The organism is Sodalis sp. C49 (assembly GCF_046352915.1).
GTDB lineage: Bacteria > Pseudomonadota > Gammaproteobacteria > Enterobacterales > Enterobacteriaceae > Acerihabitans.
The window spans coordinates 3,346,272-3,364,224 of record NZ_CP163303.1 but is presented as its reverse complement, the minus strand read 5'-3'; the positions used below and the strand labels follow the sequence as shown (position 1 = coordinate 3,364,224).

The window sequence follows — 17,953 nt, the reverse complement described above, 5'->3', positions numbered from 1 at the left end:
CGTGATGAAAACCCTGCTGGTGATACTGGACGGACTAAGCTATCCGGTGGCCTACGACGCCATGGGATATCTGCACGCTGAGTGCGCGGCGGGGCATGGATGCCTCTATCAACTGGACTGCGAGCTGCCGTCATTATCGCGACCGCTCTATGAGTGTATCCTTACCGGCGTGCCGCCGGTGGCGAGCGGCGTCGTGCATAATAACGTGGTGAGGCTTTCGCATCATCGCAGCATTTTTCATTTTGCCCGCGCCGCCGGCCTTACCACCGCGGCGGCGGCCTATTATTGGGTGAGCGAACTGTATAACCGCGCCCCCTTCGATGCCGTGCGCGATCGCCATACCGTCGCGCCGGAGGCGGCTATCCAGTACGGGCATTTTTATCATGCGGACCATTATCCCGACTCCCATCTGTTTGAAGATGCGGAAAGCCTGCGCCAGCGCCACCAACCGGATTTCCTGCTGCTTCATCCCATGAATATCGACGACGCGGGCCATCGCTTCGGCCTGTCGTCGCCGCAATACCGTAATATGGCCCGCACCGCGGACGGCCTGTTGTCGCAATATATGCCCGCGTGGCTGGCAGCCGGTTATCAGGTGATCGTCACGGCGGATCACGGCATGAACGACGATCGCAGCCATGGCGGCATCCTGCCCGAAGAGCGCCAGGTGCCGTTATTTGTGTTCGGCGCGGCTTTTAGCCAGGCGCCCGCCGCGCCGCGCCAGACGGAACTGTGCGGCACCCTTTGCAGCCTGCTGGGGGTTGAACACGATCGGCCGGCCTGCGCGGAGCTGTTGAAATGAAGGCCAAATGGCTGGCGGTATTGGTCATGCTGCCTTTTGCGCTGGTGTTCTGTGCTTTCCAAATCGCGCCGCTGGCGTGGATGGCGGTGCATAGCTTCAACAGCGACATCGAAGGCTGGGGGATGGATAACTATCGGCAAATCCTCGGCTCGCCGTTTTACCGGCAGGCGATCTACTTCTCCCTGCAAATCACCTTCTGGTCCAGCGTATTCGGGTTGCTGATCGCCCTGGTGGGCAGTTACTCGCTGCGCCAGCTCGGGGTGACGCGCCTGCGCACCGCCGTGATGTCCTTTACCAATATGACCAGCAATTTTACCGGCGTCCCGCTGGCGTTCGCTTTTGTCATCCTGCTGGGCACCAACGGCTGCGTCACGCTTATTCTGCGCCGTTATGGCTGGCTCGGGGACTTCAGCATCTATTCCAAAACCGGCCTGATGGTGCTGTACACCTACTTCCAGATCCCGCTCGGGGTGCTGTTGCTGTATCCGGCCTTTGACGGCCTGCGCGAGGACTGGCGCGAATCCGCCGCGTTGCTGGGCGCGGGCAAGGTGCGTTACTGGCGGCATATCGGCCTGCCGGTGCTGGCGCCGGCCCTGCTGGGCACCTTTGTTATCCTGTTGGCTAACGCCCTGGGCGCCTACGCCACGATTTTTGCCCTGACCAGCGGCAATTTCAACGTTATCCCGATCCGTATCGCCGCCCTGGTGGCGGGCGATCTGGAACTTGACCCGAATATGGCCAGCGCGCTGGGCATGTTCCTGGTATTGCTGATGGTGTTTATCACCCTGGTTCATCGCTGGGTGATGCGCAGGAGCTATACCCATGTACGATCCTGATAAGTTAGTTGGCGGCAAAACGGGAGGGGGTTGATGACGCGTGCTGAAAACATTTATCACCGCGCCGTGGTCGCGGTGCTGCTGTTTATCCTGCTGCTGCCTTTGGTGGCGACGCTGGTTTACGCTTTTTCCAGCCAGTGGGGGTCGACGGTGTTGCCGGAAGGGTTCACCTTAAAATGGATGGCCCAGCTCTGGCAGGATCCGCGTTTCCTGACGGCGCTGTGGCATTCGCTGCTGATTTGTTTCGGCGCGCTGGCCCTTGCCGTTGTACTGGTATTGCCATTAATGTTTGTGATTGCTTACTATTTTCCGCAGCTCGATGCCCTGATGAATATTCTGATCCTGCTGCCGTTCGCCGTGCCGCCGGTGGTGTCGTCGGTGGGCCTGCTGCAGCTGTATTCCGACGGTCCGCTGGCCATGACCGGCACGCCGTGGATTTTAATCGGCTGTTATTTCACCATCGCGCTGCCGTTTATCTATCGGGCGATCACCAACAATATGCAGGCCATCCACCTGCGTGATTTGATGGATGCCGCCCAATTGCTCGGCGCCAGTACCTGGCGGGCGGCGCTGCTGGTGGTGCTGCCCAACCTGCGCAAGGGCTGCATGATTGCCGTATTGCTGTCGTTCTCGTTCCTTATCGGCGAGTTTGTCTTTGCCAACCTGCTGGTGGGCAACCGTTTCGAGACGCTGCAGGTCTATCTTTATAATAGCCGCAACGGCAGCGGCCATTTCACCAGCGCCCTGGTGATCTCCTATTTCCTGGTGGTCTTGCTGCTGACGCTGGTGGCGAATTCCGTGAATAAGGGCAAGGAATAATCATGTCTTATCTGGCGGTAAAACAGCTTAATAAACATTATGGTCCGACCCAGGTGTTCGAAAATATCGATTTCGATGCTGCGGAAGGCGAATTTGTTACCCTGCTCGGGCCGAGCGGCTGCGGCAAGTCTACCCTGTTGCGTTGCCTGGCGGGCCTGACGCCGGTGGACAGTGGGCAAATCTTGTTGCAAGGCGCGGATTTAGTGCCGTTGTCGCCCCAGGACCGCGGTATCGGCATGGTATTCCAGAGCTATGCGTTGTTCCCGAATATGACGGTCACCGGCAACGTGGCCTTTGGCCTGAAAATGCAAAAGCTGGCGGCGACCGAGATCACGCGCCGCGTCAACGAGGTGCTGGAACTGGTGGAACTGCATGAGTTCGCCCACCGGTATCCGCATCAGCTCTCCGGCGGCCAATGCCAGCGGGTGGCTCTGGCGCGTTCGCTCGTCACCCGTCCCCGGCTGCTGCTGCTGGATGAGCCGCTATCGGCCCTGGATGCCCGCATCCGCAAGCATTTGCGCGACCAAATCCGGCGTATTCAGCAAGAATTGCGGCTGACCGCCATTTTTGTTACGCACGATCAGGAAGAAGCGCTGACCTTATCCGACCGCGTGGTGCTGATGAATAAAGGTAAAATCGTGCAAAACGGCAGCGCCGAAACGCTTTATACCCAGCCGGTGGACGCCTTTGCCGCCGGGTTTATCGGCAGTTATAACCTGTTAAGCCCGGATCAGGCCGCGCTGTTGACCGGGCGCGGCTGGCGGGGCCGGGTCGCCGTGCGGCCTGAGTCTATTATGCTGTTGCCGGCCGGGCAGGGCATTAGCGCGCGCGTCGACGGCCACAGCCTGTTGGGTAATGTGATCCGTTATCGCGTGTCGGCGCAGGGGGTCGAACTGCTGGTGGATGTGTTGAACCGATCGGTGGCCGATCTGCACCCAAACGGCACGCCGGTTGGTCTACAGTTAGATATAACGACATTATGTGAGGTGGCATGAGCCTGGCGTTATTTGATTTGGATGACACACTGATTGATGGAGACTGCGCCAGCCTGTGGAGCCAGTACATGCTGACGCTGGGCTGGGCGCAACGCGACGGATTTGTGCAACGGGAACAGGCATTAATGCTACAGTACCGGCAGGGGACATTATCCATGGAAGAATATATGTCGTTTACCCTGGAGCCGCTGATCGGCCGTTCTACGGATGAAGTGGCGCAGTGCGTGGAGGCCTTTATCGACGAGGCGATCGTTCCCTGCATACGTGAGCCCGCCCGGCGCTGTATCGCCGAACATCAACGCCGCGGGGATCGGAACGTTATTATTTCGGCGTCCGGCGAACATTTGGTGACGCCGATTGCGCGCCGCTTCGGCGTCGCTGAAACCTTGTCGATACAACTTGAAGTTTATGACGATTCTTATACCGGTAAAACCTGTGGCGTATTAACTTATCGGGAGGGGAAAGTGTCCAGGCTGCTGGACCTGATCGAGGGCAAGGAGTCAATGTTGGCGCAGGCCAGCTTTTATTCCGACTCGTGTAATGACCTGCCGTTATTAAGTCAGGTGGGTTATCCTTATGCCGTTAATCCCGACGGTATCCTGCTTCGGCATGCACAACAGGCTGGATGGCCGGTTTTGCAATGGTAAATAGTGGGTCATCAAGGAGTGGTAAGAAGCGTGTTAACATTGTTGCATCTGCTTTCCGCGGTAGCGCTGCTGGTTTGGGGGACGCATATTGTCCGTACCGGGATCATGCGTGTCTACGGTGCCCGCCTGCGGCAGGTGCTGAGCAGAAGCGTAGAAAAAAAACCGATGGCGTTCATGGCGGGCATCGGCGTTACGGCGCTGGTCCAAAGCAGTAACGCCACGGCAATGCTGGTCACCTCGTTTGTCGCCCAGGGCCTGGTGGCGCTGACGCCGGCCCTGGTGATTATCCTGGGCGCCGATGTCGGTACCGCGCTGATGGCCCGGGTGCTGACGTTTGACTTATCCTGGCTCTCCCCCCTGCTGATCTTTATCGGCGTCTGCCTGTTCCTGAGCCGTAAGCAATCGCGCGTCGGCCAGATAGGCCGGGTGTGTATCGGCCTGGGCCTGATCCTGCTGGCGCTGGAGCTGATTGTCGCCGCCTCGACCCCCATTACCCAGGCCAACGGCGTCAAGGTGCTGTTCTCATCACTGACCGGCGATGTGGTGCTCGACGCCCTGCTCGGCGCGCTGTTCGCCATTATCAGCTACTCAAGCCTGGCGGCGGTGCTGCTGACCGCGACGCTGACCGCCACCGATGTGATTTCCTTTAAGGTGGCCCTGTGCCTGGTTATCGGCGCCAACCTGGGCAGCGGCATCCTGGCGATGATCAACGCCAGCGGGCAAAACGCGGAAGGCAAACGCGTGGCGCTGGGCAGCCTGCTGTTCAAGCTGGTCGGCGGCCTGGTGGTATTGCCGGCCATCTCATTCCTGGCCGGCCTGCTTGGGCGCCTGCCGGTCAGCGCCTCGGAGCTGGTGATCTATTTCCATGTTTTTTATAACCTGATTCGCTGCCTGCTCCTGGTGCCGTTCGCCGGGCCGATGGCGCGCTTATGTACACAATGGATCGGCGATACGGCGGTCGGCGACGTGGGCGTGCGCCCGCGTCATCTGGATACCAGCGCCCTGGATACGCCCGCGCTGGCGCTGGCCAATGCCTCACGGGAAACACTGCGCATGGGCGATGTGGTGGAAAGCATGCTGCTGCTGCTTCGTGAAGTGCTGCACGGCCAGCCGAATAAAGACCGGGAAATACGCCGGCTGGATGATGATGTCGATGTGCTCTACACCGCCATCAAACTCTACCTGGCCCAGATGCCGAAAGAGGATCTGGAGGAAGCGGATTCCCGCCGCTGGGCCGAGATTATCGAAATGGCGCTCAACCTGGAACAGGCCGGGGATATTATCGAGCGCATGGCCGGGGATGTGGCCGCCAAATCGCTGGCCACGCGCCGGGCCTTCTCCACCGAGGGGCTGCAGGAGCTTGATACGCTGCACGAACAGCTGATGTCCAACCTGCGCCTGAGCCTGTCGGTGTTCCTGACCGGCGATATCACCAGCGCGCGGCGTTTGCGCCGCGCCAAACATCGGTTTCGCATTACCGACCGGCGCTATGCCCATGCCCATGTGGATCGCCTCCATCAGCAAAATGTGCAGAGCCTGGAAACCAGTTCGCTGCACCTTGGGCTGCTCGGGGATATGAAGCGGATGAACTCCCTATTCTGTTCGGTGGCCTATAACGCGTTGGAACTCAATGAAGAGGACGAGGCGGAAGAGAATGAGGAGCGGCGCGACAAAGCATCCACCCCGCTCTAAAGGCCCGTCATCCCTGGTTCGTCCGGGCGCCCACGCGCCCGTGCGGGGATAACGTCAACCAAACAGGTTGTGGTGCAGGGTCTTGACCACTTGTTCCGCGTCCTGTCCCGGCACCAGCAGGCACAGGTTATGGCTGCTGGCGCCATAGCAAATCAGCCGGATATTAAACGGGTCCAGTACGCCAAATACATCTTTACCCACCCCGCAGGCCTGGGAGAGCTTATTGCCGATCAGGGCGATCAGCGCCAGGTTCTCTTCAACCTCCACCCGGCACAGGGATGAGAGTTCCGTCAGCAGGGACGTGGTCAACAGGCTGGCGCTGGACGAAGTCGATCCCGTGGTGTCCATGGTCAGCGCCACGCTCACCTCGGACGTGGTAATCAAATCCACGGAAATATAATGGCGCGCCAGGATATTGAACACTTCGGCCAGGAATCCGCGCGCCTGCAGCATATTCAGACTGTGCAGGGTCAGCAGCGTTTGCCGGCGGCGCAGGGCAATGGCGCGGAACAGCGGTGGATTGAGCGTTTTATTGCACACCAGGGTGCCGCCGGCATGCGGGTCCTTACTGGACCCGACGAAAACCGGAATATCGCTGCGCACCGCCGGCAACAAGGTGGCGGGATGCAGGATTTTGGCGCCGAAGGTGGCCATTTCCGCCGCCTCCTCGAAACTGATTTCATCAATGCGCTTGGCCTCGGGCACGACGCGCGGGTCGGTGGTATAGATACCGGGCACATCGGTCCAGATGTCGATGCGCTGGGCCTGCAGCGCTTCGCCCAGCAGGGCGGCGGTATAATCGCTGCCGCCCCGTCCCAACGTGGTGGTGCGCCCTTTGGCCTCACTGCCGATAAAGCCCTGCGTAATGATCAGCGCCGCGTCGATGCGCGGCAGCAGCAGGCTTTGGGTTAATTCCTTCAGGACGGCGATATCCGGCTCGGCATGGCCGAAACGGTCATTGGTACGCATCACCTTGCGAATATCGAACCATTGGGCCTGCGCCTGGCGCTGGCGCAGCACCTCAACGAACAGCAGCGTCGACATCAGTTCGCCGTGGCTGACCAGCTCATCGGTCAGGGCATGGGATGTGGCGAGGCCCGCCGCCTCGGACAGCATGGCGATATTATCGAGCATGCGGTCAATCTCCTCGCGAATCACCCGCGAGTCGGCCAGCCGGTCGATAATGGCATACTGTATGCGGCGGATTTCATCCAGATGAAAGGCGCGGCGCTCGGGTTCTTTGCCTTCAGCCAGCGCCACCAGCAAATTGGTGACGCCCGCCGAGGCGGACAACACCACCAGACGGACGGCGGCATTGGACAGCACGATATCCGCGCTGCGGTTCATCGCGTCGTAATCGGCGACGCTGGTGCCGCCGAACTTCGCCACGATAGGGGACTGTATTGATTCTGCCATGCTATTAATGCCTCTAATGCCTCGTGTCAGGATGCCATCCTTGATGACAACATATTAAGCTTTTGGCACGAGTCAGGGGCGGGAAACAGGGAGCAGGCGTAGAAGACTACGGTACACCCAGAAGCGCCCCACCGTGCCTATCGCCAATGGCGAAAATGCCGGTGACAACCCATGGGATTCAGCCCATGCGGCCGGTAACGCCGGCCCGTTTGCCGTACGCTGCCTCGGCGTCGCTCCCCCTTGGGTTTCATCAGCGGAAAACGGATCCTCCGAAACCTTGCCTGGGCGACGCGCCTCTTCTGGTTCACGCAACGGGTGCGCTACTAGGACCTTACAAATAGCGGGTAATTACCCCGGTGTCAACGGGCAGCGCATGATGCAAACGCATTTATCCTGAAAAGAGGGCAATCGCAAGAAAAGGGGTCGCAACTCGTGAGCTACGCGATACAATCATTGTCATCACGTCTTTTTATTCTCAATAAGAGCGTTGCCTATGAAAAACATAAACCCTAGCCACACCGCGGCCTGGAAAGCGCTGCAGCAGCATTTTGAACACATGAAGGATGTTACCATCAGCGAACTGTTCGCCAGGGACAACTCCCGTTTCGACACCTTCTCCGCCACCTTTGACGACCAGATGTTGGTCGATTATTCCAAAAATCGCATTACCCATGAAACGCTGGAAAAATTGCAGGCCCTGGCCCGGGAGTGCGATCTCGACGGGGCCATCAAGTCGATGTTCTCCGGTGAAAAGATCAACCGCACCGAAGATCGCGCGGTGTTGCACGTGGCCCTGCGTAACCGCAGCAACACGCCGATCCTGGTGGACGGCAAAGACGTGATGCCGGATGTGAACGCGGTATTGGCCAAGATCAAGCAATTCTGCCACCGGGTCATCGGCGGTGAATGGAAAGGCTATACCGGCAAAGCGATCACCGACGTGGTGAATATCGGTATCGGCGGCTCGGATCTCGGGCCTTATATGGCGACCGAAGCGCTGCGCCCGTTTAAAAACCACCTGACCATGCACTTCGTATCCAATGTCGACGGCACCCATATCGCCGAAACGGTCAAGCACCTCGACCCGGCCACCACCCTGTTCCTGGTGGCGTCGAAAACCTTTACCACCCAGGAAACCATGACCAACGCCCACAGTGCGCGCGATTGGTTCCTGCAGACCGCCGGCGATGAAAAACACGTCGCCAGGCACTTTGCCGCCCTGTCCACCAATGCCAAGGCCGTGGGTGAATTCGGCATCGATACCGACAATATGTTTGAGTTCTGGGACTGGGTCGGCGGCCGTTATTCCCTGTGGTCGGCCATCGGCCTGTCCATTGCCCTGTCCGTGGGTTTTGACAATTTTGAACAGCTGCTCAGCGGCGCCCATGCCATGGATCGTCATTTCCGGGACACCCCGGCGGAACAAAACCTGCCGGTGCTGCTGGCCTTGATCGGCATTTGGTATAACAATTTCTACGGCATGGAAACAGAAGCCATCCTGCCCTACGATCAGTATATGCACCGTTTCCCCGCGTATTTCCAGCAGGGTAATATGGAGTCCAACGGCAAGTACGTGGATCGCAACGGCCATCCGGTGGATTACCAAACCGGCCCGATTATTTGGGGTGAACCGGGCACCAACGGCCAGCATGCCTTTTACCAGCTGATTCACCAGGGCACCAAAGTGGTTCCCTGCGATTTTATCGCCCCGGCGATAAGCCATAATCCGCTCAGCGATCATCACGCCAAGCTGCTGTCGAACTTCTTTGCGCAAACCGAGGCCCTGGCGTTTGGTAAATCTTTGCAGGTGGTCGAGGACGAATTCGCGGCGGCGGGTAAAACCCCGGATCAGGTCGGGCACGTGGCGCCTTTCAAAGTCTTCGCCGGCAATCGGCCGACCAATTCCATACTGCTCAGGGAAATCACCCCTTACAGCCTGGGCGCGCTGATTGCGCTGTATGAACATAAAATCTTCACCCAGGGCGTTATCCTGAACATCTACACCTTTGACCAATGGGGCGTGGAACTGGGTAAACAGCTGGCGAATCGGATCCTGCCGGAACTGGCGGCCGATGACCGGGTCACCAGCCATGACAGCTCCACCAATGGCCTGATTAACCGCTTTAAAAACTGGCGCGGCTGATACGCGCCGAAGGCCTTGCAGGACGGCCAGGGAACGGCCGCCGGGAGGCCGTCATACCCGGCGGTTGCACTGCTTGCGCCGGGTGTTGCAGAAAACAGCCGTGGTGTTAACTGTTTGTTACTTGGCGGCTTTTTGGCACTCTTTAAGGATTTTCCTAAAAACTAGCCGCGCCTGTTTTCAGAATAAGGCGCATCGTTGCGGGCAGGGAATATAAAAACCGGCTCTAAGGCCTTATTTTAAAACACGCAGACGGCTTATATACTTTTGGGCGTATAAGCCTCCTTATTGAGGTACTGACAGCGGAATTATCTGATTTTGCTCCTTGGCGTGAACTTCTCATTCACCGAAAAATTGTGCCCTAAATCGCATTACTGGTGATTAATTTTGCTTTTATGCAACAAAAGAGGGCATTTCACTACTTTGCCGCGTACCAATGCGGTGTCGCGCATTTTTTCGGCTAAATCAGGGATGATGAATGCAAGATATATTTTATTGCATTATATTCCTTTATGATGCTTATATAAGGCAAATCATCATTTCATTGCTTTATAGTCATCATCCTCATGAATCAAAGGTAATAAATATGAATAAACTGTTTAGTGTAGTAATGGCTGCAATGTTGATGGCTAGTGGTTCTTATGCGTTAGCTGCCACGCCGGGTAACAGTAGCGGTAACACCGAGACTGCTTCTGGTCTGAGCGCCGGGGCTGCCACGGCAGTCGGCGTTGGTGCGGTCGCACTGTTAGCTGGAGTGGCCTTAATCGGCGCTCATAATGACGATAACGGTGACGGTAATGGCAATACCGGTACCGGCACCACCACCTCAACGGTGCAGTAATAATAACTATTCGATAACCACACGCAAGTGTGGTTATTTTTTGGTCTCCTTTCGTTTGGGATAAACGACGTGCGCTATTTATTTATGGTGGTGGTGTGCTTTCTGGTGGCCGCTTGCAGTCAGTCGCAACAAGGTATTGGTGAAACATTCAAACTGGCGCTGTTCGGCACGCCGGACGTTGAGTTAACGCCGGAGCAGGTCCATGACATTCCTTACGCCAGTATTTACGCGCGCATCAATGACGGCGCGCAGATCTTCATGGTCTTGGCTTATGCCGAAAACGGCGATTTAAAATGGGTTTCGCGCGATAAAGCCATGCTGGTGACCCGCAATGGCCGCCTGATCAAAACCCTGGGCCTGCCCGATAATCTCCTCGAAGTCACCAACCTGGCCTCCGATCCGCTGGCCCACGCTCAAAGGATTACCGACGGCACTGAATGGACCCGCATCCAGTCCTGGACGGAAGATAAACAACTACGTTCGGCAACCCTGACCTCCCGTTTCACCCTGGCGGGCACCGAGACTATTACCGTATTGAATGCGCCGCACGCCTACCGCGTCATCAATGAGGATGTTACGGTGGCCGAGCTCAACACGCATTATCAAAACCGCTTTTGGATCGAACCAGGCACCGGCGCCGTGCGCAAAGCCCAACAATATGTCGGGCCGGGTAATTTCCCGATTGAAACCATCACTTTAAATCCTTATAAGCCATGAAAAAACAACTCTTACTCGTAGTGAGTTTATGTGCTGGTTTTATTGCCTCCGCCGCAGCCGACAGTCGTGTGGCGGTTTATTCTCCAGGTCAATCGCAGCCCGTGGTCCTGACGGGGATTAATACCCTCCAGCAGCTGACCCTGGATCCGAAACTGGCCGGGCGTACCTGGTGGCCCGGCACCGTTATCGCGGAAAACCTGGCCACCGCCGTCCAGCAGGAGCAACAGCGGCAATTGCTGGCGCGCCTGAGCGCCCTGAGCGCCGATTTCCGCCAGGACAACGACTTGGATCTGGCCGATGCCGTTGATCGGGTGCGCGGCCAGATCGCCGCTCTGAAGGTGACCGGGCGTCAGTTCGTCTCGCTGGACGCGGACGTGATTCGCCTGCAGACCGGCGCCAACCGCAGGCTCGTGGGCGACTACAGCCTGTATACGCTGGCTAAGCCGACCAGCGTTTATGTGTTCGGCGCGGTGACGCCCACCGGTTCACAGCCGTTTCAGGTGGGTCGCGACGCGGATGATTATCTGCAGACCCACCAGCGCCTGAGCGGAGCCGAAAGAAGTTATGCCTGGATAATCCTGCCGGATGGGCAGGCCAAATCGGTGCCGGTGGCCTACTGGAACCGGCGCCACAATGAAGTGGCGCCGGGCAGTGCGATTTACGTGGGTTTTTCCTCGTGGTCATTGCCGCGGGCCTATCAGGACGTAAACGAAAAAATTGTTTCCTTGCTGACACACCGGATCCCTGACTGATGAAAACACAATATCTATTAAGTCTCATCGCGCTGTCAGTGGCCTCCGCTTGCCAGGCGGCCTCCTATACCGAGCCGCTGGGGCCATCGCAGATGGATATGGGCGGCGCCGGGTTATTGCAAACCCCCTCCGGGCGCATGGCGAAGGACGGTGAATTCAGCCTGAACTACCGGGATAACGATCAGTACCGCTTTTATTCCATCAACGTGCAGCTGTTCCCCTGGCTTGAAAGTACTATCCGCTATACCGACGTCCGTACCCGGCAATACAGCGCCAATGAAAACTTCAGCGGCGATCAAACCTATAAAGATAAGGGTATCGATCTTAAATTGCGGTTATGGGAAGAGGGGTACTGGCTGCCCGAGACCTCGGTGGGTATCCGCGATTTTGGCGGTTCCGGCCTGTTTGACAGCGAGTTTATCGCCGCCAGCAAAGCCTGGGGTCCCCTGGACTTCACCCTGGGGCTTGGCTGGGGCTACCTGGGCAACAGCGGCAATGTGAAAAACCCGTTCTGCGAAGTTTCCGATCGCTACTGCACTCGTAATAATGCCCACCGCAGCGCCGGTTCATTTAACACCGGCGACTTCTTTCATGGCCCGGCCTCGCTGTTTGGCGGCGTGGAATACCAAACGCCGTGGCAGCCGCTGCGCTTTAAGCTGGAATATGAAGGCAACGATTACGAAGGGGATTTTGCCGGCCGGCTGAAGCAGGACTCGCCGGTCAACGTCGGCGCCATATACCGGCTTGGCAAATGGACGGATCTTAACCTGAGCTATGAACGCGGCAATACCGTGATGTTCGGCGTAACATTTCGCACCAACTTTAACGACCTGACCCAGCAGCATCGCGACAGCGAAAAACCGGCTTATGCGCCGCAGCCGCAGACCGACATGCTCCAGCATCAGGTGGTGGCGCAGCAGCTGACCGATATGGACAGCAACGCCGGTTTTGCCGGCCCGCATATCCAGGTCAAAGATCGCACCCTGTATATGACCGGCGAGCAGTATAAGTACCGGGATAATGCAGAGGGTGTCGATCGCGCCAATCGGATCCTGGTCAATAACCTGCCGGCGAATATTGATACGCTGAAGGTGACCCAGACCCGGCAAAACCTGCCGCAGGTGACCACGGAAACCGACGTGAAGAGTTTGCAGGACACGCTGGCGGGCTACCCCCTGGGGCATGAGCAGCCGCTCAAGCAGCGCCGCACCGAGCCGGATGTGCCGAAAAACGCTGAACAGGGTTACTATATCGAACGGGACCGCCTGCAGCTTGGCTGGGCGCCGGTGCTTAACCAATCGTTCGGCGGGCCTGAATCGTTTTATATGTATCAAATCGGCGTCGAAGGCACGGCCAGTTATTGGCTGACCGACCATTGGGTGACCTCCGGTACCCTATTCGGCAATATCATCAATAACTATGACCGGTTTAACTTTACCGCGCCGCCGAGCGACTCGCATTTGCCGCGCGTCCGTACCCGGATTCGGGAATATGTGCAGAACGATGTTTATATCAGCAACCTGCAAACCACCTATATGGATCGCCTGGGCGACGGCTGGTACGGCCAGCTTTACGGCGGTTACCTGGAAATGATGTACGGCGGCGTCGGCGGTGAAGTACTGTACCGCCCGCTGGACAAGAACTGGGCGGTGGGTCTTGACGGTAACTACGTCAAGCAGCGCGACTGGGACAATATGATGCAGTTCGCCGACTATACCGTGGCGACCGGCAACCTGACCGGCTACTGGCAGCCCGGCTTTTTGGACGGCGTACTGGTTAAAGCCAGCGTCGGACGATACCTGGCCAAGGATAAGGGCGTCACCTTCGATGTCTCGCGCCGCTTTGACAGCGGGGTCACCGCCGGCGCCTTTGCCACCTTTACCAATGTCTCCAAAGAGGATTATGGCGAAGGGTCGTTTACCAAAGGATTCTATCTCTCGATTCCGCTGGATCTGCTGACGCCGACGCCGAACCGCAGCCGGGCGCAGCTGAACTGGATCCCGCTGACGCGTGACGGCGGCCAGATGGTCGGCCGGAAATACTATCTGTACGGTCTAACCGAAGAACGTTCGCCGGCGCTGGAATAGCGGCGGGCAGATCTGATTTTAACGGCCTCCCTGCGGAGGCCTTTTTTTTGCCGCCGGCGCCTTAGCGCCCGGCGACCGGTATATTGCCGCCTGAAGAAACGCATTCTTCCCGCATCGGCAGGTTAATAAAATGGCGTTCTGAGCTACAATATCGGAGCTGACCACCTGAAACCATGGGGAACAGGATGACGGACGATCCCTCTATCGCCTTATTGGCATCCATTACCTGGCTGACTGACCAGGATCCGCCGCCATCGCCCGCCCTGGCGGACTGGTTGATGGAACAAGGGTCGATGACCCGGCGCTTCGAGCGCCATTGCCGGCGGGTTACCATCCGCCGCGGCCGCGAAGGTTATTTCCCGGCCCAGGCGCTGGGAGACGATATCGCTCTGTTGCCGCCAAGCGATCGCTACTGGCTGCGCGAAATCGTCTTATGCGGCGATGAACGGCCCTGGCTGGCCGGCCGCACCCTGGTGCCCGAAAACGCCATGAACGGAGCGGAGTGGGCGCTCACCACGCTGGGAGATATCCCCCTGGGCCGCTGGCTGTTCCGCGGCCGGGCGCCGGAGCGGGACTTTATCCAGCTGGGCCGCGCTGACGGCCTGTGGGCGCGGCGCTCCTGCCTGCGGCCGGACGGTAAGCCGTTATTGCTGACCGAACTGTTTTTACCCCAAGCCCCGCTGTATTGTTAAGCGCCGTGCGAGAATGATGAAGTAAAGGAGAAATAAGTGGAACAAAGCGCCACGATGGGCAAATGGCAGGCCTGGTGCCGCCTGATGCGCATTGATAAACCCATTGGTTCTCTGTTATTGCTTTGGCCGACCCTGTGGGCTTTATGGCTGGCGGGAAGCGGCACGCCCGCTTTCGGCACGCTGGTGGTATTTGTCCTCGGGGTGTTTTTCATGCGCGCCGCGGGGTGTGTCGTCAATGATTATGCCGATCGCAAGATAGACGGCCACGTCAAGCGTACGGCATCCCGCCCTTTGCCCAGCGGTCTTATCAGCGAAAAAGAAGCCAAGATCATCTTTGTGGTCCTGGTAGGGGTGTCGTTTGGGCTGGTGCTGACGCTTAATACCATGACCATTGCGCTATCGGTGGCGGGACTGGCGCTGGCCTGGGCGTACCCCTTTATGAAGCGGGTAACCCATCTGCCGCAACTGGTGCTGGGCGCGGCGTTCGGCTGGTCGATACCGATGGGCTACGCGGCGGTCAGTGAGTCCTTACCTCTTTCCTGCTGGCTGCTGTTTGCCGCCAATATCCTCTGGACGGTGGCGTACGATACGCAGTACGCCATGGTGGATCGCGATGACGATATCCGTATCGGCGTCAAATCCACCGCCATCCTTTTTGGGCGCCATGACAAACTGATTATCGGCCTGCTGCAAGCGGCGACGCTGCTGTTGCTGGTCTGGCTGGGAATACGGTCTGCGCTGGGGGTGATGTTCTATACGTCCCTGGCGCTGGCGGGGGCGTTATTTGTCTATCAGCAAAAACTGATCGCGCGGCGGGAACGGGATGCCTGTTTTAAAGCTTTTTTAAACAATAACCTGGTGGGTATGCTGATTTTTATCGGTATTGCCCTGAGTTTTTTCGGCCAGGGCCGTTTATAGCAGCGCGGTAAAGACGGGCGATGCGTCGGCATACGCCCGTTGCGTTTCTTACACCGTGGACGGGGAAGCGTCTTCCGGCGTTGCGGCCAGCAGGCTGGCGCTGTTAATGGTCAGCTGTACCTCCGGCGTCATCAGTTCGCTCAGGATTTCGCTCATCTCATTGACCTTCTCGCCGATGGCATCGCCGGTGTCGCTAATATAATGTTCATCCCGCAGCGTCGCCACCAGGGTGGAGAATACCGCTTTATCAAAAAACTCCGGCGCGTTGATGCCATGCAACACCGAAAGTCGCTGGGCCATAATCCGGCTTTCCTTCTCCAATGTGCCGCGATTGATCCGGGGATTAAAACGCAGCAATGAAAAGGTAATGGCATACCGTTGCAATGTCTCGCGCACGCCCGCCGCCAGCAGTTGCAAGGTAAATGATTGCGGAGGGTTCAAGAACAACCGCCCCTCGCGCTCGGCAATCAGCTTCTGGCGCGACAGTTCCCCGATGAGCGCGTCGATGACCGGGCCGAGCTGCGACGTCTCGTAGCGCATGAACAGCTCGGCTTTCATCAGTGGGTAAAGCAAATCGATACGGCGTGCCAGCTGCGCGCGATCGATGCCGGGATGGCCGATAATGATACTGGCGACCAACGCGGGCAGGATAAACAGATGCTGGATATTATTGCGGTAATAGGTCATCAGTACCGCCTGCTCGCGGGACAGGTAGATGATATCGCCAATGGTATCCTGCTCGACGCTGAATTTGTTCATCGCCAGGGCATGCTCCAACAGGTCCTGCGCCGTGGTGTCCGGCACCGTGACGTCATCGGCGTAGGGCACATTGCGCATCAGTTCCAGATAGCAGGCCAACTGCTGCAAAAGCTGCTCGCGGGTTAACGAACGCTGGCGGGAGGCCAGCAACACCGTGGAACACAGGTTGATGGCGTTTGCCGCCGCGGCGTTATTAATGCGCACCATGATTTTCGCGGCGATGTCATCCACCGCCGGCGCCAGCCAGCCGGGACGCTGGGCTTCGATGGGGTCGATGGAATCACGCCAGTGCGGTACCTGCTGGTTAAGATAGGCGCTTAACGACAGCGGCTCGCCAAAATTGACATAACCCTGTCCCAGGTTGCGTAACTTACGTAAACCGCGCACCATCTGCACAAAGCCTTCTTTTTCCTTGGTGGCGCCCCGTAATTCCTTGGCGTAGGTCGCCACTTCCATAACATGTTCATAGCCGACATAGATGGGCACCAGCGTAATAGGCCGGTTGCCGCCGCGCAGCATCGCCTGGATGGTCATGGTCAATGTGCCGGTCTTGGGATCGAGCAGGCGCCCGGTACGCGACCGCCCGCCTTCCATAAAATATTCCACCGAATAACCCCGGGTAAATAACTCACCCAGATATTCGCGGAATATGGTGGAGTAAAGTTTATTGCCCTTGAAGGTACGCCGGATAAAAAACGCGCCCAGCCGACGAAAAATCGGACCCGCCGGCCAGAAGTTCAGGTTAATGCCGGCGGCGATATGCGGCGGCACCAGCCCCTGATGATACAGGACATAGGACAGCAGCAGATAATCCATATGGCTGCGGTGACAGGGCACATAGACAATCTCATGGCCGTCCTCGGCCAGTTGCCGGACGCGTTCGGCATTGCGCACGTGCAGGCCCTGGTATAGCCGGTTCCAGGTCCAGCTTAATACCCGATCCGACAAGCGCACGGCTTCATAGGAAAAATCCGCCGCAATTTCTTCCATCAGCTCGATGGCGTTTTGCTGCGCTTTATCAGTCGAGATTTTTTTAGCGCGGGCTTCGTCCTCCACGGCTTTTTCAATCGCCTTGGACGCCAGCAGCTTATTGAATAAATCCTGGCGGACAGGCAGCCGCGGCCCCACAGCCACCAGGCGTTGGCGGGCAAAATGAATCATGGCGACGCGTGCCAGCTTCTGCGCGATGGTTTTATCGGTGCCATGCTCGGTCGCCATATAGCGCATGGACAGCGGACGGGAAAAACGCACAAAGCTGTCGCGCCCCAACCACAAGACGGCGATAAACTTCTGGAAACCATTGAGGAGGCGCAACTGGGGCGCCGGCTGGTTCTGCTGCGCTTCACGGCCGGGCGATCGTCCGAACATAACGGATACCGGCACCATCTGGACATCAAGCTGCGGATTATTGCGATGTAAATCCAGATAATCGTGAAACAGCTTCACGGATTCCAGTTTTTCGGAAAAATAGCGAAAAATACGGGGGCCATCGTGGATAAAGACGTAGCGCGGCAAGACGACGCCGTCGATCTCCAGCGGTATCAGCGGATCGGACAACCCCAGTTGCAGACATTGCGCGCGCAGGGTGAGCAGGTCCGTCTTGGAGTTATAGGGCAAAACATACATCATTGGCCGCAGCGGGTCCAAGCCGGCTTCTTGCCGGGGATTGGCGGGAATGGCTTTACTCCGCACCAGTAGCCTGAGCGGTAAATTCAACAACGTATAATAAATAGTACGCCAGCCTGACATATCTTCGTGAAGCCTCTTGTTAGCATTGCGCCACAAGAATACCAGAAACCGCGCGACAGATCTGTGGTGATGCGAACGAGAAGAAACGGTA

Annotated in this window: 15 protein-coding genes and 1 riboswitch; of the genes, 13 read left to right on the top strand and 2 right to left on the bottom strand. The window is 57.8% G+C overall.

Translation table 11 applies throughout. The annotated features are described in order from the left end of the window. The first annotated feature begins 4 nt into the window (after positions 1–4). The 6 genes from ABUK12_RS15115 to ABUK12_RS15090 are packed head-to-tail and all read left to right on the top strand — an operon-like array spanning position 5 to position 5,791. Positions 5–802 carry an alkaline phosphatase family protein gene (locus tag ABUK12_RS15115; protein WP_410012639.1) on the top strand — a complete coding sequence of 266 codons (798 nt, stop codon included), beginning with the start codon at positions 5–7 and terminating at the stop codon, positions 800–802. Next, on the top strand, positions 799–1,638 hold the full coding sequence (locus tag ABUK12_RS15110; RefSeq protein ID WP_410012638.1) for an ABC transporter permease: 840 nt from the start codon (positions 799–801) through the stop codon (positions 1,636–1,638). Before ABUK12_RS15115 ends, ABUK12_RS15110 begins: the two co-directional genes overlap by 4 nt. A gap of 33 nt (positions 1,639–1,671) precedes the next feature. After that, the gene (locus ABUK12_RS15105) at positions 1,672–2,457 is read left to right on the top strand and encodes an ABC transporter permease (RefSeq protein WP_410012637.1); all 786 of its coding nucleotides are present in this window, start codon (positions 1,672–1,674) and stop codon (positions 2,455–2,457) included. 2 nt (positions 2,458–2,459) lie between these two features. Further along, the gene (locus ABUK12_RS15100; protein ID WP_410012636.1) at positions 2,460–3,452 is read left to right on the top strand and encodes an ABC transporter ATP-binding protein; all 993 of its coding nucleotides are present in this window, start codon (positions 2,460–2,462) and stop codon (positions 3,450–3,452) included. Further along, positions 3,449–4,099 (top strand): HAD family hydrolase, encoded by a 651-nt coding sequence (locus tag ABUK12_RS15095; protein ID WP_410012635.1) that lies wholly within the window; start codon positions 3,449–3,451, stop codon positions 4,097–4,099. The genes ABUK12_RS15100 and ABUK12_RS15095 overlap by 4 nt, the downstream gene beginning before the upstream one ends. Before the next feature lie 30 nt (positions 4,100–4,129). Further along, positions 4,130–5,791: a Na/Pi cotransporter family protein gene (locus tag ABUK12_RS15090; protein WP_410012634.1), complete on the top strand. Its 1,662-nt coding sequence runs from the start codon at positions 4,130–4,132 to the stop codon at positions 5,789–5,791. A gap of 54 nt (positions 5,792–5,845) precedes the next feature. On the opposite strand, the gene lysC is transcribed toward ABUK12_RS15090, so the two are convergent. Next, a complete protein-coding gene (gene lysC, locus ABUK12_RS15085) occupies positions 5,846–7,207 on the bottom strand; it encodes a lysine-sensitive aspartokinase 3 (RefSeq protein WP_410012633.1) in 1,362 nt (453 codons plus the stop codon). Positions 7,208–7,320: 113 nt separating this feature from the next. Further along, positions 7,321–7,514, bottom strand: a riboswitch (Lysine riboswitch). A 186-nt stretch (positions 7,515–7,700) separates the two neighbouring features. On the opposite strand from lysC, the gene pgi reads away from it, so the two are divergent. The 7 genes from pgi to ubiA all read left to right on the top strand — a co-directional run bounded on the left by pgi (position 7,701) and on the right by ubiA (position 15,354). After that, complete coding sequence (gene pgi / locus ABUK12_RS15080; protein WP_410012632.1) at positions 7,701–9,350, top strand: glucose-6-phosphate isomerase; 1,650 nt, start codon at positions 7,701–7,703, stop codon at positions 9,348–9,350. 475 nt (positions 9,351–9,825) lie between these two features. Then, on the top strand, positions 9,826–10,188 hold the full coding sequence (gene yjbE / locus ABUK12_RS15075; RefSeq protein WP_410012631.1) for an exopolysaccharide production protein YjbE: 363 nt from the start codon (positions 9,826–9,828) through the stop codon (positions 10,186–10,188). Between the two features lie 69 nt (positions 10,189–10,257). After that, the gene (locus ABUK12_RS15070; protein ID WP_410012630.1) at positions 10,258–10,905 is read left to right on the top strand and encodes a YjbF family lipoprotein; all 648 of its coding nucleotides are present in this window, start codon (positions 10,258–10,260) and stop codon (positions 10,903–10,905) included. Further along, positions 10,902–11,657 (top strand): capsule biosynthesis GfcC D2 domain-containing protein, encoded by a 756-nt coding sequence (locus tag ABUK12_RS15065; protein WP_410012629.1) that lies wholly within the window; start codon positions 10,902–10,904, stop codon positions 11,655–11,657. The genes ABUK12_RS15070 and ABUK12_RS15065 overlap by 4 nt, the downstream gene beginning before the upstream one ends. Then, positions 11,657–13,744: a YjbH domain-containing protein gene (locus tag ABUK12_RS15060; RefSeq protein WP_410012628.1), complete on the top strand. Its 2,088-nt coding sequence runs from the start codon at positions 11,657–11,659 to the stop codon at positions 13,742–13,744. Before ABUK12_RS15065 ends, ABUK12_RS15060 begins: the two co-directional genes overlap by 1 nt. 185 nt (positions 13,745–13,929) lie before the next feature. Continuing rightward, a complete protein-coding gene (gene ubiC, locus ABUK12_RS15055; protein ID WP_410012627.1) occupies positions 13,930–14,436 on the top strand; it encodes a chorismate lyase in 507 nt (168 codons plus the stop codon). A 54-nt stretch (positions 14,437–14,490) separates the two neighbouring features. Next, positions 14,491–15,354 (top strand): 4-hydroxybenzoate octaprenyltransferase, encoded by an 864-nt coding sequence (gene ubiA, locus ABUK12_RS15050; protein ID WP_410016660.1) that lies wholly within the window; start codon positions 14,491–14,493, stop codon positions 15,352–15,354. 48 nt (positions 15,355–15,402) lie between these two features. Here ubiA and plsB read toward each other — a convergent pair whose 3' ends face one another. Beyond that, entirely contained in the window at positions 15,403–17,862 is a 2,460-nt protein-coding gene (plsB, locus tag ABUK12_RS15045; RefSeq protein ID WP_410012626.1) for a glycerol-3-phosphate 1-O-acyltransferase PlsB, read from the bottom strand. Positions 17,863–17,953 lie beyond the last annotated feature (91 nt).

Excerpts from the sequence above, each read along its gene's own strand:
- ubiC (WP_410012627.1), top strand. The coding sequence starts at position 13,930 with ATGACGGACGATCCCTCTATCGCCTTATTGGCATCCATTACCTGGCTG.
- pgi (WP_410012632.1), top strand. The coding sequence starts at position 7,701 with ATGAAAAACATAAACCCTAGCCACACCGCGGCCTGGAAAGCGCTGCAG.
- ubiA (WP_410016660.1), top strand. The coding sequence starts at position 14,491 with ATGGGCAAATGGCAGGCCTGGTGCCGCCTGATGCGCATTGATAAACCC.
- ABUK12_RS15060 (WP_410012628.1), top strand. The coding sequence starts at position 11,657 with ATGAAAACACAATATCTATTAAGTCTCATCGCGCTGTCAGTGGCCTCC.
- ABUK12_RS15100 (WP_410012636.1), top strand. The coding sequence starts at position 2,460 with ATGTCTTATCTGGCGGTAAAACAGCTTAATAAACATTATGGTCCGACC.
- ABUK12_RS15065 (WP_410012629.1), top strand. The coding sequence starts at position 10,902 with ATGAAAAAACAACTCTTACTCGTAGTGAGTTTATGTGCTGGTTTTATT.
- ABUK12_RS15105 (WP_410012637.1), top strand. The coding sequence starts at position 1,672 with ATGACGCGTGCTGAAAACATTTATCACCGCGCCGTGGTCGCGGTGCTG.
- yjbE (WP_410012631.1), top strand. The coding sequence starts at position 9,826 with ATGCAAGATATATTTTATTGCATTATATTCCTTTATGATGCTTATATA.
- ABUK12_RS15095 (WP_410012635.1), top strand. The coding sequence starts at position 3,449 with ATGAGCCTGGCGTTATTTGATTTGGATGACACACTGATTGATGGAGAC.
- plsB (WP_410012626.1), bottom strand. The coding sequence starts at position 17,862 with ATGTCAGGCTGGCGTACTATTTATTATACGTTGTTGAATTTACCGCTC.
- lysC (WP_410012633.1), bottom strand. The coding sequence starts at position 7,207 with ATGGCAGAATCAATACAGTCCCCTATCGTGGCGAAGTTCGGCGGCACC.
- ABUK12_RS15115 (WP_410012639.1), top strand. The coding sequence starts at position 5 with ATGAAAACCCTGCTGGTGATACTGGACGGACTAAGCTATCCGGTGGCC.
- ABUK12_RS15110 (WP_410012638.1), top strand. The coding sequence starts at position 799 with ATGAAGGCCAAATGGCTGGCGGTATTGGTCATGCTGCCTTTTGCGCTG.